Below are 15437 nucleotides of genomic sequence, written 5' to 3'. Positions count from 1 at the left end.
CCCCGTCGTTTCACTCGCCCAGGGCGAAATCCGTCAGTCGGCGAAGGAAGGCGGGCGCGCTGCGCGGAACTCGGCGGTGACTCGCCGGCGGAGGGATCGTCCGTTCGTGCGGATCGCAGCGCGTGGAAACGCCGGCAAAGCTGGGAGCCTCCTCCCACAGGGAAGCCCGGTCATCCCCGGGAAACAACCGCACCAAATGACATTCCCGGCCGAAGCGTTCCGCCAACAGAGGAATCCGGGCCGGGTCCGTGACGAAGGGAATGACCGTTCCCGCGAAGGGGCGTTGGACCAAAACGATTTCGCATTCCCGCCGCGAAGGATCGTCCGCGTCGCCCGAGACGCCGAGGACCAGCAAGTGATGCCGCGCGGCCCACATGCGATGCAGGCCGTCGCCCGCCGTCCACGACTGCCGCACCGGAATCAAGACGTAGTCGCCGCGACTGCGGAGCAGGGCCGTCCGCAAGGCCTCCAATCTGCCCCGCGGCTGCGCAGGTGTGATGAGACGGACCTGCGGGTATTGCCGCGCGTATTCCTCCGCGATTTCCGCGGAGGCGTCTCGCGAGGCGTCGTCCACAAGAATCAGCTCCCAATTCGGCGTCAGGTCGGGTAGCGATTCGATCAGCTCGGGCAGACGCGCCGCCAGCACCCCCTGACAATTCCGAAACGATAGCAGGACCGATAGCGACACTGACAACGGAAGGCTCCTTCTGCCGCGGAGGCGCAGGCGCACCGCGCGCGTCTCCATCACAAGATGCGAGGACCTACACAGAACGCTTCCGTACGCGCAATCCCGCCGGGACGTACGGCGGCTCCTCACACTTCTCTTCGTCGCCGCCTATGAATCGAATCGACCGAAGTTCGCCACCGTCGCGTCGCGCCGCTTATGCCGCCGGAAATCATGAAAACGGTTTTGCGGCCAAGACGGGCCGTGCCGATGCCGCGTGCCACGGACCATGCCGCCGAAGTTGAAACGCACGCAAGCCGGAGCAGACCGTGCGTCGCGAGGAACCCGTGATTCCCGCGTGGGACGCAACACGCCGATTCGACGGCCGTATCGACGGCACCGCCGAAGGCCGGGCATCCGCCGCCCCGTTTCAGACGGGGTTTTCCACGGCGGCTTGAATTTCCGGTTGATACTGCTTGGTATCCAGCAGCGTCAAACCGAGAAAGAGGGTAAGAAAGAGCAAACCCACCACGAAAATGAGCGCGTTGAAGGGGTGGTCGTAACGGAGATGCATGAAATACAGGGCCACCAAGGTCGCTTTGACGGCGGCGATCCCCATGGCGATGAACAAGTTGGCCGACCCGAGATCCACCCATGTCGCCGCGACCGTCATGACCGTCAAAACGATCAGGGCGGCGAAGACCCCCAGCAACGTCCCCAGGGGAACGACGTGGCCGAAACCTTCCTGATGACCGGATTCCGCCGTGTTCATGCTTGCACCCGCTCGCTACGATTGCGTCTCTTTGCCGGTTGTGACCGTGATGAATGTTTCGCCGAATTTCCGCCGTCGGTGGATCAATCAGTGGATCAAATAGAGCAGCGGAAAGAGAAAGATCCAGACCAAATCGACCAAGTGCCAGTACAGTCCCACGTAATCGACCGGGCCGAAGTAAAACCGGTTGAAGTCGCCGCGGACGGCACGGACCAGAATCCAGACGATGGCCCCGATCCCGCCGATGACGTGTAGAGCGTGCAGACCCGTCATGGCGAAGTAGATGCTGAAAAAAACTCCCACCAACCGAGGCGCATCCTCGGAGACCTTTTCACCCGGCGGCAATTCCGGGGGGACGCCCGGCGCGGTCTCGCCCACGCTCGGCGCCGCGACGCCCTCGCCATGGTCGGCGCCGGACGGTTCGGATGCGTGGCTCGATTCATGCGCAGTCGCGTGGTAACGTCCGGCCCACAGGAGACCGTGCTCCCACTTCTGGCGGTATTCCACATACTTGACTCCCAGAAAGACGAACGCGCACAGCAGAGTGATGACCAGGAAGGCGATGAGAGCGCGGCGCTGCTCCAACTGCGCGGCGCGGACGGCCAGGGCCATGGTCAAACTGCTGAAAATGAGCACGGCGGTGTTCAACGCGCCCAGGTTCTTGTCCAGGAAATGATGGGCGTACACGAACACTTCGGGGTGATTTCCCCGATACACGGCGTACGCGCAAAACAACCCGCTGAAAAACAGGATTTCCGTCAGCAAAAAGACCCAAACGCCCAATTTTCCCGCGTCGAACTGCTGTTCGGCGGAATCGAAATGATGGGCGACGTAGTCGGGGTGAGCGTGGTGCCCCTCCCCGCTCTCCGCGGAAGCGTTGTGGGAGGCCAAGGCAGTCGAGTCGTTCATGGGCTATCCGCCATCCGAATCAGGAATGTCCGCATGCGGCGACGATCGGCAGGGACGTCGCCCGAGTTCGTCGAGCGCTCACGCCAAACCGAGCGGCACCCCGTAGTAGGCGCCGGTCTTCGTGTCGTATTCCAAATCGTCGAGGTAATAGGGATCGTAGTTCTCGCTCAGGACGGGCGGTCGCAGGAAGTTTTCCTTAGGAGGCGGGGAGGAGGTCTGCCACTCCAGCGTGGCCGCACCCCAGGGATTGGCCGGCGCCGAGCGACCTCGCCACAGCGAATGCGCCAGACAGACGGCGACGATGATGAACCCCAACCCGGTCAAAAACGCCCCCGCCGTGGAGAGCACGTTCAAGCCGGCGAATTCCGGATGGCGGTCCAGCAGCAGCGAGTAGTCGAAGTAGCGGCGGGGCATGCCGCGACTCCCCAGCAGGAATTGCGGGAAGAACGTCAGATTCAGCCCCAAGAAGATCGCCAGCGCGCCCAATCGGCCCAAGGTTTCGTCGAACATTTTGCCGGTCATCTTGGGCCACCAATAGTGCAGGCCGCCCAGGAACGCCACCAACGTCCCGCCGAACATGACGTAATGAAAGTGCGCCACCACGAAATAGGTGTCGTGCAGGTGCACGTCGGTGCTCAAGGCCCCCAAGAACAGGCCCGTCAAACCGCCGATCCCGAAGAGGAACAAGAAGGCCAGGGCGTAACACATCGGCGTTTGCAGCGAGATGGAGCCTTTGTACATCGTCGCCAGCCAATTGAAGACCTTGATCGCCGAGGGGATGGAGACGCTGAAGGTCAGGGCGCTGAAGATCATGCTGGCCAAACGCGACTGACCGCTGGTGAACATGTGGTGCCCCCACACCAAGAACCCCAACAGCGCGATGGCGACGCTGGAAAAGGCGATGAAGCGATAACCGAAAATGTGCTTTCGGCTGAACGTGGAGATCAATTCGCTGATGACGCCCATGCCGGGCAGGATCATGATGTACACGGCGGGGTGCGAATAGAACCAGAAGAAGTGCTGGAACAGCACGGGATCGCCGCCGAGTTTGGGGTCGAAAATCCCCAAGCCCAGCAGTCGCTCGGCACCGACCAAAAGCAGCGTGATGCCGAGGACGGGCGTGGCGAGGACCTGAATCACCGCGGTGGCGTACAGCGACCAAACGAACAGGGGCATTTTGAACCAACTCATGCCGCGCGCCCGAAGCATGTGGACCGTGGCGATGAAATTGATGCCCGTAAATATCGAGCTGAACCCCAGGATGAACGCCCCCAAGGCCGCCGTGACGACCCGCGTGTCGGTCGTGGTGCTATAGGGTGTGTAGAACGTCCAGCCGGTATCCAGACCGCCGGTAGCCAATACGATCAAAAAGAAGATCGCGCCGATAACCCAGAGGTGAAAACTGGCCAGATTGAGTCGCGGAAAGGCGACGTCCTTCGCGCCCAGCATCAAAGGCAGGACGAAGTTTCCCAAGGCGGCGGGAATGCCGGGGATAATGACCAGGAAGATCATGATCGCCCCGTGCAGCGTGAAGACCTGATTGTATTGCCGGGGGGTCAACAGGTAGCGCTGAGGCGTCTCTTGAACCGTGCTGGCAGCGGTCGGCGCCTCGCCCTCGGCGGATAGGCCCGCAGTCGCGTCGTTCGCGCCGGCGGTCGCTTGGGGCGGTACCACCGCCGCCGGTTGTTCGGCGGACGGGGTGCTCGCGGCGGGCGCTTTACCGTGCGTGAAGGCGGGAATCGCCAGGTGCGTGCGAATCGCCAACGCGAACAACCCGCCCAAAAGCAGCGATGCGATGATGCCCACCAAATACATCACCCCGATCCGCTTGTGATCGAGCGTGAAAACCCACGACCAAATGCCGCGATCGGCATGCAGATAATCGACGGGAGCGGAACTGGTACTATCCATGACGATCCATTCGTATCAATCAAGCAAGGGTTTTCATCGACCCGAACGCCGCGCCTAGGACTATAGGGGCCAATCCCTAAGGCGAAGGGTTCGGTGAAGCCGCGCCGTCGGCGCCCGCCGGCGGTTGGGCCTCTTCCGCATGGGCATCGCTCAGAGACTTGATGAAGGCGATCAGAGCGGCGATCTTGTCCTCGTCCAGAAGCCCCTGATACGGCGGCATTTGCGCGGGGTATCCGGCCACGATCTTGGCATCCGGAACCAGAATCGATTCCCGAAGGTAGTTTTCATCAGCGATGGTCGAGGTGCCGTCCGCGAATCGGACCTCTTCGCCGTAGACGTTCTTGAAACTGGGCCCGACCTTGCGCGTGCCGTCCAGCGAGTGGCACTGAGCGCAGCCTTGCCGCTGATAGAGAATCCGTCCCGCCTCCACCGGCGAGAGATTCTTCATGAAGTTGGAGGCCTCCTCCAGCCATTTTTCGAACCGACCCGGTTCGTGGACCACCACCTTGGCCAACATCGACGAATGGTTGTCGCCGCAATACTCCGCACAGAGCAGGGGATATTCTCCCGGTTGCACCGCATGGAACCAAGTGCTGGTGTAGCGCCCCGGCACCAAGTCCATCTTGAGACGGAACGCCGGGATGAAGAGGCTATGGATCACGTCGCGACTGGTCATCACCAACCGCACCGGTCTGTCGGTGGGCACGTGCAGGTTTTCGTCCACATAGCCGGTGGGATAGGTGAAAAACCACTTCCATTTCTGACCCGTCACGCGGATTTCGTAGGCATCCGGCGGGGCGGTTCGCATCTCCATGTAGCCGACGAAACCGGTAGCGAAGATGTAAATCACGATGCAGACCGGCACAAAGGTCCAGAACAATTCCAGGGCGGTGTTGTGACTGGCGGTCTTCTCTCCCTTGATTCGCGAGTCGCGACGACGATACAGGATTAGGAACACCGTCATCAAGACAACGATCAAGGCGAAGAAAAAGGCGGAGATGTAGAAAATCGCGTAGAACAAATAGTCTGTATAGTGCGCCGTGGTGGAGGCCGCGTCGGGGAGCCAAAAACTGCCGCCCGCCTGAGCCAACGGCAGTCCCCAAGCCCAGAGCACCCCTTTCCGCCGAAAATCCCCGCCCGCATTTTTCGCGGCGGTCGGAACGTTCCGCGCGGTCGGGGCCGAGGAGGTCGTGCTCGCGACCGCCGGTCCGCCGGGTGTATCACTCTGCGATCGTGCTTCGCGCTTCATGGATACCGGAAGAATCCCTCGCCGTCGTGATGGTCAATCTTTCCTGATGCAACTTTGATCTTCGCCCCAAGGTATCACACGCTTGGCTCGCCGGGCCCTTGTTTCTCCGCGTCCGCCGACGGATCGACCGTATCGGAGTGCGGATGCGAGCGACGTTGATCTCGAACCCACCAGGCGCCCAGCACTAGCCCGAAGACGGCCAGGGTCAAAGCGGCGCCGATCTGCATCAGCCTCCAGGCCGCCAGCGTGTAACTGCCGCGGGTAGGGTCGAAATGCATGCAAAACATCAAGATGCGGTCCACCGTGGTCCCGATCTTGCCTTCGGCGGCCTCCAGCAACGCCAGACGCAACGTTTGAGCCGGATACTCCACGCCGTAGAGATACCGCGACACCCGCCCGTCGGGCGTGCAGACCATGATCACCGCCACGTGCACGTATTGCTTTTCCACGGGATCGTAGCGATAGAAGAACCCCACGGTGTCCGCCGCTTTGCGAATGTTCGCCTCGCTACCCGTCAAGAACACCCAATTCTCGCTCCCCGGCACGCGATACGTCTTTGCGTACTTGGCCTTGGTTGCCGCCGCACGATCGACGGTCTCGTCGGGGTTGATGCTGATGGTCACCACGCGGTATTTCTCGCCCATCGGCCAATCCAACCGTTCCAACCCCTCGAACAGTCCGTTCAATTGCAAGTGACACAGTTTGGGACAGTTGGAATAGTTGAGCGTAAGGATGACCGGGAGCGTGCCGTCGAAATAGTCTCCCAAGCGGACGGTCTTTCCCTCGGCGGACACGAACTCCAAATCGAGCGGCAGCGGACGATTGAGGTGCTCCTCGACGCCCACGCCTTCCATTTGGTCGGGGGCGGTCTCCGCGATTTGGGCCTGGACCGGCGCGATGGCGAGCGTCCACGCCAGAAAGCAGCACGCCGTCAAGGTCGCCGACTGCCGAATACTATCCGCGAGTTTCGAATTCATCGAGTCCACCTCCCGTATTCCGCCGGAATGCTTTCTGCGTCTTACGACCGCTGCCGCGATTCTATGGAATTGTACGGCGCGGCCGATCGGCGCACTTCAATTCGTGCCGCTTGGCGAGGGCTCCGGCGACGTGCCCTGGGGTGCCTGCGCTTCGGCCTTGGGCGGCGGCGTCCCATTCGGTGCTTGCCCGGCGGCGGGATCGGCCGGCGGCGCGGTCGCGCTCGAAACCCGCCCGGACACCTCGCGAATCGGCTTGCCGGCCTGCAAATCTTTCACCACCGTGTCCATCGCCGCGGAGATGGGCAGGCTTCCCGACTCGCCCCCCTGGGGCGGCACGGGCACGTTCAAGCGAGCCTCTTGCTCCGCACGGACGCGACTCCATTCGGAGGGTGGAACCTGCCGGTCCGCAGCCTCTCTGGCCGATATCCAGCGAAAGTACACCACCTGCAACAAAATGATGATGGCGAAGACGATCAAGGCCCCGATGAAGCCGATCAACGCCACGGTCGAAGTGTTGATGTCGCGTTCCGCCATGGAAAGCTCTTCTTTTGCTCAGAGGCGACCGACCGCCGCGCGGCGATTCCGCCCCCGGTTCGCCGTCAAATATTCTCGAAATGCAACGCCTCGGACAATCGGGGATCGCGAAGCGGGACGACGGGCGCCGCCGCCAAGCGATCCAGGACCGCCGCGGAGAACACCAGCAGTCCGCCCGCCGCCGTCAGCAAGTCGATCCCGCCGAATCCCGCGAACTGCGGATTCGCCTTCGGCATGACCAGCCAATAAACGTCCAGCCAGTGGAAGACCAGCACCCAAATCGACCAAAAGGCCAAGCTGTAGGGGTTGCGTTTGGCCGCCCGCGACATCAGACCCAGCATGGGGAGGAACAGATGTCCCACGATCAACGCGATGGAGATCCCGACCCAACCGCCGGTCTGCCGCGGCAGGTAATACTGCGTTTCCTCGGGGATGTTGGCGTACCAAATCAGCATGTATTGCGAGAAGGCGATATAGCCCCAGAAGATGACGAAGCCGAACAGCAACTTACCCAAGTCGTGCAGGTGCTCGACGGTCACAAGTTTCGGATCGATGCGTCCGGTACCGCGCAGGAACAGAATCAATAGGATGATGAACGCCGTGCCGCCGACGATCGCCCCCGAGAAATAGTACAGGCCGTAGATGGTGCTGAACCATTGAGGCGTGAGCGACATCAACCAATCGATCGCCGCCACGGTGACGGTGAGGGCGTACAGCAGCAGCGCCGGTCCGCTCCAGCGTTCCAGGGATCGGGTGAGTTGCGGGTCGCCTGAGGCATCCTGAAGGACCGACAATCGCCGGTAGAATCGAGCCAGGAGCCACCAGGCGGCCAAACAGAACACGGCCCGAACCGCGAAGAACGGCACGTTCAAATAGACGGCCTTGTGCCGCAGCAGTTCGTCCTGCAAAACCGTCTGTCGATTCACCCAGGGATACAAGGCGTCGCTGCCCAGCAGTACCGGCAGACCGACGGGCAGGAACAAGACGCAGAGAACGGGAACGGCGGCGGCAACAGCCTCGGCGGGTCGCCGCACGGTCACACTCCACCCCGCCCGCGACGCGTGTTGCAAGATCACGAAGAACAGCGCGCCCAGTCCGATGCTCAGCACCCACGCAAATTGAGTGAGGTAGGCGTGAAAGAAATAGCCGCGATCCTGGGACGGCAAGAACGTCAGGGCGAAGGCCGCCGCCAAGCAGACGACCCCGGCAATGCCCAATCGGCTGACCCAGGGTTTCAGCCCTTGCGGCGGTTCCGCCGCGGTCGGGACCGATACCGTGGAATGCACCGTTTCGACGGAATTGGCGTTACTCATCGCGCGATTTGCTGACCGGTCTGGGGTTGAATTTCCGGAATGGTGTTTGCCAAAGTTTGCCGCGTGTCGGGTCTCGCCGGGGACTGGTCACCCGACGCAAAGGAAACGGTAACCGGACGCGAGACGGTCGCAGCGGCTAGCCCGCGAAAATCGTCCGGCAAAGGCGCCCTTGCCCGCTGCAAGGCCAAGACGTACAACACGATGGCCCAACGATCGCGGGGCGGGATTTGGACGGCGTAGGCGGGCATGGAATGGCGTCCCTCGCGCACCACCCCGTGCGTGATGGTATCGAAAATCTTGCCCACCGGTTGTTCCCGAACGGCTTGGCCGGTCAACGCGGCGGGAGGCACCCAGAGGGCTTCACCCCGTGCCCGCGCCCGGCGAGCGGTCATGCCGTCGTATAGTCCGCCCTCGCCCGTCAAGCCGTGGCAGGTTGCGCAGTAGATGTTGTATCGCTCCCGCCCGCGTTGCATTAGAGCGGCGTCGACGGGAACAGGGAATTCGGCCAGGAACTGCTCGCCGTCGCGCCCGGTCTCGAAACGCCCGCGATCGACCGGCGGCGCCGGATTGGGGTCGAACGGCATCGTCCCTGGGACCGGCGGACGCATGCCCAATCGATCGGGAAAGAGCATGCTGACCCGCTGCGTCTTCAGCTTGGGCTGAAAATCCATGTCCTTGATAATGTGGATGCGGGGTTGCTCCTGCGGAGATTCGAGCGTGTGATTGCGTGCCCGAGCGATGAACAACGGCGGCAGCAGGGCCAAGACCGCAATGATCGCCAGCGCCCAATAGACGGCCCGGGGAATTTGGGTGCTTCCCTCGGGAAGCGGACACAACTCGACCTCGACCGCCCCCAATTCGCGGAGGAACTCGGCGGTCCGCACGGGGTCGAACGCAGGATCCGCGGCGTCCACGGTGACGAAGAAACCGTCGGCGGTCACGCGCGCGAAGGACTTGGCCGTTGCCCCGGCGTGCACGAAACGAGGCAAGCCGTTGAGCAAAACGGCGCCGAAAAAGGCCGTCAAGGCCGCAAACAGTACGGTCAACTCGAAGATGACCGGGATGTTGGCCGGCAGACTGAACAGCGGTTTACCGCTGATCTGAAAGGGGTAGGCCACGGCGTTGGTCCACCACTGCAAGAGGAGGGCGGCTACGGCCCCGGTCAACCCTGCGCCGAAGACCAGCCACGGCAGGACGGTGGGTCGCACGCCCATCGCCCGATCCAGACCGTGAATCGGGAAGGGAGAGTGGCAGTCCCAGCGGCGAAAGCCGGCCTGCTTCAAACGTTTGGCGGCGGCCAGCAAGTCCGCCGGTCCGGCGAACCGGGCGGCGACGCCCAGCCACCGGCGTCCTGCATCCAGCCCGTCGTTCGGAGAAATCGGTGCGGCTTCGCGATTCATCTTCTTCGCTCAAATCGTCGTTTGTGCGATGGTATTTTCAGGTTCTCAAAATCAGGTTCGGCCCCGCCGTGCGTTCGTCGACGCCGGGCTTCATGCCCGGCGAGCACCTTCGGTTGCAAAGGTTTCGTCGACGGTCGCCCCCGCCGCACCGTGCTCCCCGTGATGATGCACCTTGGCCTGCGGCAAGACGCCCTTCACTTCCGCCATGGCGACCATGGGCAGGTAGCGACAGAACAACAAGAACAGGGTGAAGAACAGGCCGAAGCTTCCGGCCAACATACACAAATCCACCCAGGTCGGCATGAACATGCCCCAACTGGACGGGAGGTAATCCCGCGTCAGAGACGTGACGATGATCACGAATCGCTCGAACCACATACCCACGTTTACAAGGACCGCGATGATCCACATGGCCCAAGGCGTGGTGCGGAAATACTTGAACCACAGCAACTGCGGAACCAGCACATTGCAGCCGACCATCGTCCAATAGGCCCAAGCGTAAGGACCGAGAGCACGGTTGATGAAGGCGAACATCTCATAGCGGCTTCCGCTGTACCAAGCCGTGAAAAACTCCACCGCGTAGGCGTACCCCACCATGCAACCGGTGGCCAAGATGATCTTGTTCATGTTGTCCAAGTGGCGGATCGTGACCAGTTCCTTCAGTCCGAAGAAGGCCCTGGCGGGCACCATGAGCGTCACCACCATGGCGAATCCGCTGAAGATGGCTCCCGCGACGAAGTACGGCGGGAAGATCGTCGTGTGCCAACCCGGCACCTGCGAAACCGCGAAATCGAAGCTCACCACGGAGTGCACGCTCAAGACCAGGGGCGTCGCCAACGCCGCCAGAAACAGATACGCCCGTTCGTAAACGTGCCAGTTTCGGGCCGAACCGGTCCACCCCAAGGAGAATAGACCGTATAGCAGTCGCCGCACCGGCGTCACCGCGCGATCCCGCAGCGTCGCCAAGTCGGGGATCATCCCCAAGTACCAAAACAGCACCGACACCGTGGCGTAGGTGCTCACGGCGAACACGTCCCACAGTAGAGGGCTGCGGAAGTTGGGCCACATGCCCATCGGGTTGGGATACGGGAACAACCAGTACACCAACCACACGCGGCCCACGTGGATTGCCGGAAAGATACCCGCACAGGCGACGGCGAAGATCGTCATCGCCTCCGCGAAGCGGTTGATGCTGGTCCGCCAATGCTGGCGGAAGAGGAACAAGATGGCGGAAATCAGCGTGCCGGCGTGACCGATCCCGACCCAAAAGACGAAGTTGACGATGGGAAAACCCCAGAAGACGGGGCTGTTGTTCCCCCAAACGCCGACGCCCGTCATGAACAGGTAACCGACCAGGCCGAAGAACACGAGCATCCAGACGAAGGCCACGGCGAAGCCGATGTACCAACCCAGAGGCGGACGCGGTCGCTCCACGAGGCCGGCCACCCGATCCGTGACGGTCGCGAAATCGGCCGCCCCCAGGACCAAAGGTGCGCGGCGCCGAGGATCGGTAAACGTGTTGTCTTCCAATGTGACGGTGGTAGCGCTCATCGCGATGTTTCGTTCCGCGTTCGACTAAACGACCTCACTCCCCCAATCGCGTTTCACGGCCGAAGACTCCCGTCGGCGGGAAAGTCGCTCGGCACGAACTCACGCATGGCCGCCGTGCCCTTCGTCCCCGCCGTCCGCGGATTCGCGTTCCGCCGCCAACAGGGGGTGCGGGTTGCGAACCCGAGCCAAATACTTGGTCCGCGGCTTCACGTTCAACTCGGCCAGCATTCCGTAAGCTCGGGCCGAGGCGTGTTCGCGACTGACCGCCGACTGCTCGTCCGCCAAATCGCCGAAAACGATCGCTTGGGCGGGGCAGGCCTGCTGGCACGCCGTGCGGATTTCGCCGTCCGCAATCGCCCGGCCTTCATTGCGGGCCGTGATCTTCGCGTTTTGAATCCGCTGCACGCAGTAGGTGCATTTTTCCATCACGCCCCGACTGCGAACCGTCACCTCCGGATTGAAGACCAACTGCAAAAGCCGGTTTTCCGGTTCCTCGACCCGGTGGTGATAGTAGAAGTAATTGAACCGCCGCACCTTGTAGGGACAGTTGTTGGCGCAATAACGCGTCCCCACGCAACGGTTATAGACCATGTCGTTCAGCCCTTCTTTGCTGTGCACCGTAGCGGCCACGGGACACACTTGCTCGCAAGGGGCCAGCTCGCACTGCTGGCACATGACGGGCTGATGGACGGATTGCGGATTCTCTTCGTCCCCGCGGAAATAACGATCCACGCGAATCCAATGCATTTCCCGGCTTTGAAGGACGCGCTCCTTGCCGACGACGGGGATATTATTCTCGGCCTGACACGCCACCACGCACGCCCCGCAACCCACGCACTTGGAAAGATCCACTGACAGACCCCATCGGTGCCCGTCGTGGCTCGGTTCCGTCCACAACGACTCCAGCGGGGGATGGTGGACCTCGTGCTCGGCCGAGTAGTGGGCTTCCGGATCGTTGAGCCGCTTCAACGTCACCTCGCGGACCAATTCGCCCAAGCGTTCCGTCCGCGAAGCCAATCCGACAGTGTCGATCAGGTGATGGTCCTGCACGCAGGGGACCGGCACTTCCTGCTTGAGGACCTTGAAGGGCACGTTCCGGCGAACGAACCAATTCGCGGAATCTCGCAGAGGATGAACGTTGACGCCGACGGGCGGAATCCCTTGATCGACCAGACCGCCCACGTGGCCCGCCGCCTCGCGACCGTAACCCAAAAACACGACCGCCGTGTTCTCCGCCACGCCCGGCAGGACGCAAACCGGCAACTCCACGGAGCGACCGTCGACGTCTAATTGCACAAGCCGCCCGTCCCGGCAACCCAAGCGCCGGGCCGTGCCGACGCCCATCACCAGCGGATTACCCCACGTCCATCGCGTCATGGGGTCCGGAAACTCCTGCAACCAACCGCTATTGGCGAACCTGCCGTTGTGGACGGAAGCGTCGCGGCGGAAGACGAGGGTCAGCCCGGCGACTTGCGACGCATCGGAACTCGTCCCGCGGACGGAAGCCGCGAAGACCGCAAGGGCATCGTCGTTCGTTTCCGCCGCCGCGACCGGGTCCGCCGCCGCCTGATCCGCCGACGGCGAATGGCAACCGCGTTGCAGGGTCGCCGCCCAAAGCGATTCGGCGTCCGCTCCCTCGCCGCTTGTCCGTTCGGCGAAGGTCTCCCGTACCCACTGCATCGGAGCCCCTTCGAGCTTGCCGACCATCGCGAGGATTTCCAGGGCCGATTTTCCGTTGCGGAGCGGTTCGATGGTCGGTTGGACCACGGCGTAGGTACCGTCCCAGGCCAGCGTGTCTCCCCAAGCTTCGAGGAAATGCGCCTGCGGCAGGTACCAACCGCAACGACGCGAGGTTTCGTTTTCGTACAGACTCAGGTGAGCGGAAAACTCCAGTTTGGGCAAAAGCTCCGCCATCGGCACGTCGGCCGGGGCATCGTAGGCGGGGTTGCCGCCCAGGATCAATAGCCCGCGGACATCGCCCGCCGCTACGGCGTCCGCCAAATTGCGAAGGGCCTGCACGTGCGTCGGTCGCTCAGGATCCAGGGCGGGATAGTAGAGCAACGTCGTTCCCCGGTTCTTCAGCAAGTCGTTGATCCGCGCCGCGGCGGCATGGACCTCGGGGGGCAATCCGGGCCCCACGACAACAAGGCCATGCGAACCGGCCTCCCAAAGATCGAGCGCCGCCACGACCAGAAAGCGGACCGGGTCCGACTTGGCGCCGTTTGCGTCCGCTTGTATCCCTTGCGATTCTGCGAGGTTTTCTCCCGCCGCCAATCGCTTCAAGGCCGTCTCCAACCCCGCCGCGAACAGCGCGATTTCCGGCGGTGACAGCGGCAAACGGTGATCGGCGGATGCCCCGGTAACGGTGTGATGCGACTCGACCGCGTAAAGTCGGCTCATACGTTCGGGATCGCCGTCGCGCGTCGAGGCGAACTCGCGCGTCCAACGCACGGATCCCGGCATCTCGCCAAAAAGGTCGGCGTCCAGGGCCACAATCACCCGTGCCTGGTCCAATCGGTAGGCCGGTCGCAAAGGCCGTCCGAAAGCGGCCTGGGTGCCCAGTCGGACGTTGTCGTCGCTCCAAGGCTCGTATTCGAACCATTGCAGGCCGGGCAATGCGACACTGACGGAGCGTCGCAGTCGGGCCAGCGTGGGCGAAGAACTCGCCTCCGCCAGAATCGCCAGCCCACGCCCATCCGGTGCGGACTGCACGAACCGGGCCAGGGCGCCGCCGAAGGCGTCCCACGAGGCGATCTCGCGCTGCTTGCCGTCGCGGCGAACGACGTCCTCGCCTCGATCCGGATCGTACAACTCCAGCACCGCCGCCTGAGCGAAGACGTCGGTCCCTCCCAAACTCATCGGGTGGACGGGATTGCCCTCCAGCTTGATCGGGCGACCGTCCACGCAGGTGGCGACCAGACCGAGGGGCGTGCCCGCCAAATCCATGGCCGTGGCATAGCGTTCCGCCTTGCCGGGGATGCGACCGACGGGCCGATGGACGAAGGGGGCGATCTCCTCTTTTTCCCAGCGGCAACCGCCGAGACCGGCCAAGGCCAGCGACGCGCCCATGAGTTGCAACCAGCGCCGCCGGTGCAGTCCCTTTAGCTCGATGCCGTGCGGGAACTCCTTCGCGAGCATCTCGCGGAACCGGGGCGTATCGGCTAGTTCCTCCAAGGTCCGCCAGTACGGACCGCGACGCGAGGTCAGGCCGGTATTTTCGGGGTTCGTGCGTTCTAGCGATGACATGTCGAACAATCGGTGGACGGTTGGATGTTATTCCGGCGACGAATCTCTTGTCCAATGCGGAGCTGTTCCTCAGGCGAATCGGCCTGCCAGCCCAAATTGGTGATTTGGTCTTGCGGTCGCAAGTGCGGGTCCGGGTTGCGGTGACACTCCAGACACCAGCCCATGCGAAGCGTCTTCGACTGGAACACGCGTTCCATACGATCGACCCGATCGTGGCACTCCACGCAACTGACGCCCCGATTGACGTGGGCGCTGTGGTCGAAGTACACGAAGTCCGGTAAATCGTGAACGCGGACCCAGGGGACGGGCTTGCCGCTTGCGTAACTCTCCCGCACCGCCGCCAGTTTCGGACTGTCCGGTGCGATCCCGGTATGGCAGTTCATGCAGATTTCGGTCGAGGGTATGGCCGCGTGCGCCGCCTTTTCCACGGTGGTGTGACAATAACGGCAATCCAATCCCAATTCGCCGGCGTGCAGGGCGTGAGAGAACGGCACGGGCTGAGCGGGCGCGTAGCCCACGTCGATGGTCTGAGGGTCCGCCGCAAACCAAGCCACACCCAAGACGTAAATCGGCGTCAGCAACAGAATCGCGCCGAAGATCGGGCGAGCCTGATCGACCCACGGTGGCAAGATCGGTTTTTGCATATCGCAAGCAGATGAACGATCGGGTTCGAATGCCGGCGTCCAAGCTCAAGGTTTGCGCCGGGAGATTTCAAGCTGTTACGACAAAGCCGGACGTCACTCCCCCCTCCGTGCGAGACTCGCATCGGCACCGCGGAAGGTGCGTTTGGCTCCCGCCGAACGCTCGGTCGGAAAACGACGCCAAGGCGGAACTGCGAAAACCTACCCCAAGGAAAAACGAACGTCCCACCCGCCGGGGCAAAACAGCCCGCCGCAATCCGTCCGGCACAA

12 protein-coding genes are annotated in these 15437 nt (G+C 62.7%); all 12 read right to left on the bottom strand.

Annotated elements, in window-relative coordinates:
- Positions 1-10: 10 nt before the first annotated feature.
- Positions 11-688: a glycosyltransferase family 2 protein gene (locus tag ACYQ6J_RS05680; RefSeq protein ID WP_460183310.1), complete on the bottom strand. Its 678-nt coding sequence runs from the start codon at positions 686-688 to the stop codon at positions 11-13.
- 406 nt (positions 689-1094) lie between these two features.
- Positions 1095-1436, bottom strand: coding sequence for a cytochrome C oxidase subunit IV family protein (locus ACYQ6J_RS05675; RefSeq protein ID WP_460183228.1), 342 nt, complete (start codon positions 1434-1436; stop codon positions 1095-1097).
- 87 nt (positions 1437-1523) lie between these two features.
- Positions 1524-2345, bottom strand: coding sequence for a cytochrome c oxidase subunit 3 family protein (locus ACYQ6J_RS05670; protein WP_460183227.1), 822 nt, complete (start codon positions 2343-2345; stop codon positions 1524-1526).
- Between the two features lie 78 nt (positions 2346-2423).
- A complete protein-coding gene (locus tag ACYQ6J_RS05665; RefSeq protein ID WP_460183226.1) occupies positions 2424-4256 on the bottom strand; it encodes a cytochrome c oxidase subunit I in 1833 nt (610 codons plus the stop codon).
- A 76-nt stretch (positions 4257-4332) separates the two neighbouring features.
- Positions 4333-5505, bottom strand: a complete 1173-nt coding sequence (gene coxB / locus ACYQ6J_RS05660; protein ID WP_460183225.1) for a cytochrome c oxidase subunit II — start codon at positions 5503-5505, stop codon at positions 4333-4335.
- Between the two features lie 74 nt (positions 5506-5579).
- The gene (locus ACYQ6J_RS05655; RefSeq protein WP_460183224.1) at positions 5580-6482 is read right to left on the bottom strand and encodes an SCO family protein; all 903 of its coding nucleotides are present in this window, start codon (positions 6480-6482) and stop codon (positions 5580-5582) included.
- A 96-nt stretch (positions 6483-6578) separates the two neighbouring features.
- Entirely contained in the window at positions 6579-7016 is a 438-nt protein-coding gene (locus tag ACYQ6J_RS05650) for a hypothetical protein (protein ID WP_460183223.1), read from the bottom strand.
- A gap of 65 nt (positions 7017-7081) precedes the next feature.
- Positions 7082-8329, bottom strand: coding sequence for a quinol:cytochrome C oxidoreductase (locus tag ACYQ6J_RS05645; RefSeq protein WP_460183222.1), 1248 nt, complete (start codon positions 8327-8329; stop codon positions 7082-7084).
- A complete protein-coding gene (locus tag ACYQ6J_RS05640) occupies positions 8326-9729 on the bottom strand; it encodes a quinol:electron acceptor oxidoreductase subunit ActD (RefSeq protein WP_460183221.1) in 1404 nt (467 codons plus the stop codon). Before ACYQ6J_RS05640 ends, ACYQ6J_RS05645 begins: the two co-directional genes overlap by 4 nt.
- Before the next feature lie 90 nt (positions 9730-9819).
- Positions 9820-11280, bottom strand: a complete 1461-nt coding sequence (gene nrfD / locus ACYQ6J_RS05635) for an NrfD/PsrC family molybdoenzyme membrane anchor subunit (RefSeq protein ID WP_460183220.1) — start codon at positions 11278-11280, stop codon at positions 9820-9822.
- A 99-nt stretch (positions 11281-11379) separates the two neighbouring features.
- A complete protein-coding gene (locus tag ACYQ6J_RS05630; protein ID WP_460183219.1) occupies positions 11380-14526 on the bottom strand; it encodes a TAT-variant-translocated molybdopterin oxidoreductase in 3147 nt (1048 codons plus the stop codon).
- Positions 14514-15170: a cytochrome c3 family protein gene (locus tag ACYQ6J_RS05625; RefSeq protein ID WP_460183218.1), complete on the bottom strand. Its 657-nt coding sequence runs from the start codon at positions 15168-15170 to the stop codon at positions 14514-14516. The genes ACYQ6J_RS05630 and ACYQ6J_RS05625 overlap by 13 nt, the downstream gene beginning before the upstream one ends.
- Between the last annotated feature and the right edge of the window lie 267 nt (positions 15171-15437).

The sequence above is a fragment of the Thermopirellula anaerolimosa genome (assembly GCF_054657335.1).
The sequence above is the reverse complement of the archived record's forward strand: the minus strand, read 5'-3'. Positions and strand labels throughout refer to the sequence as shown.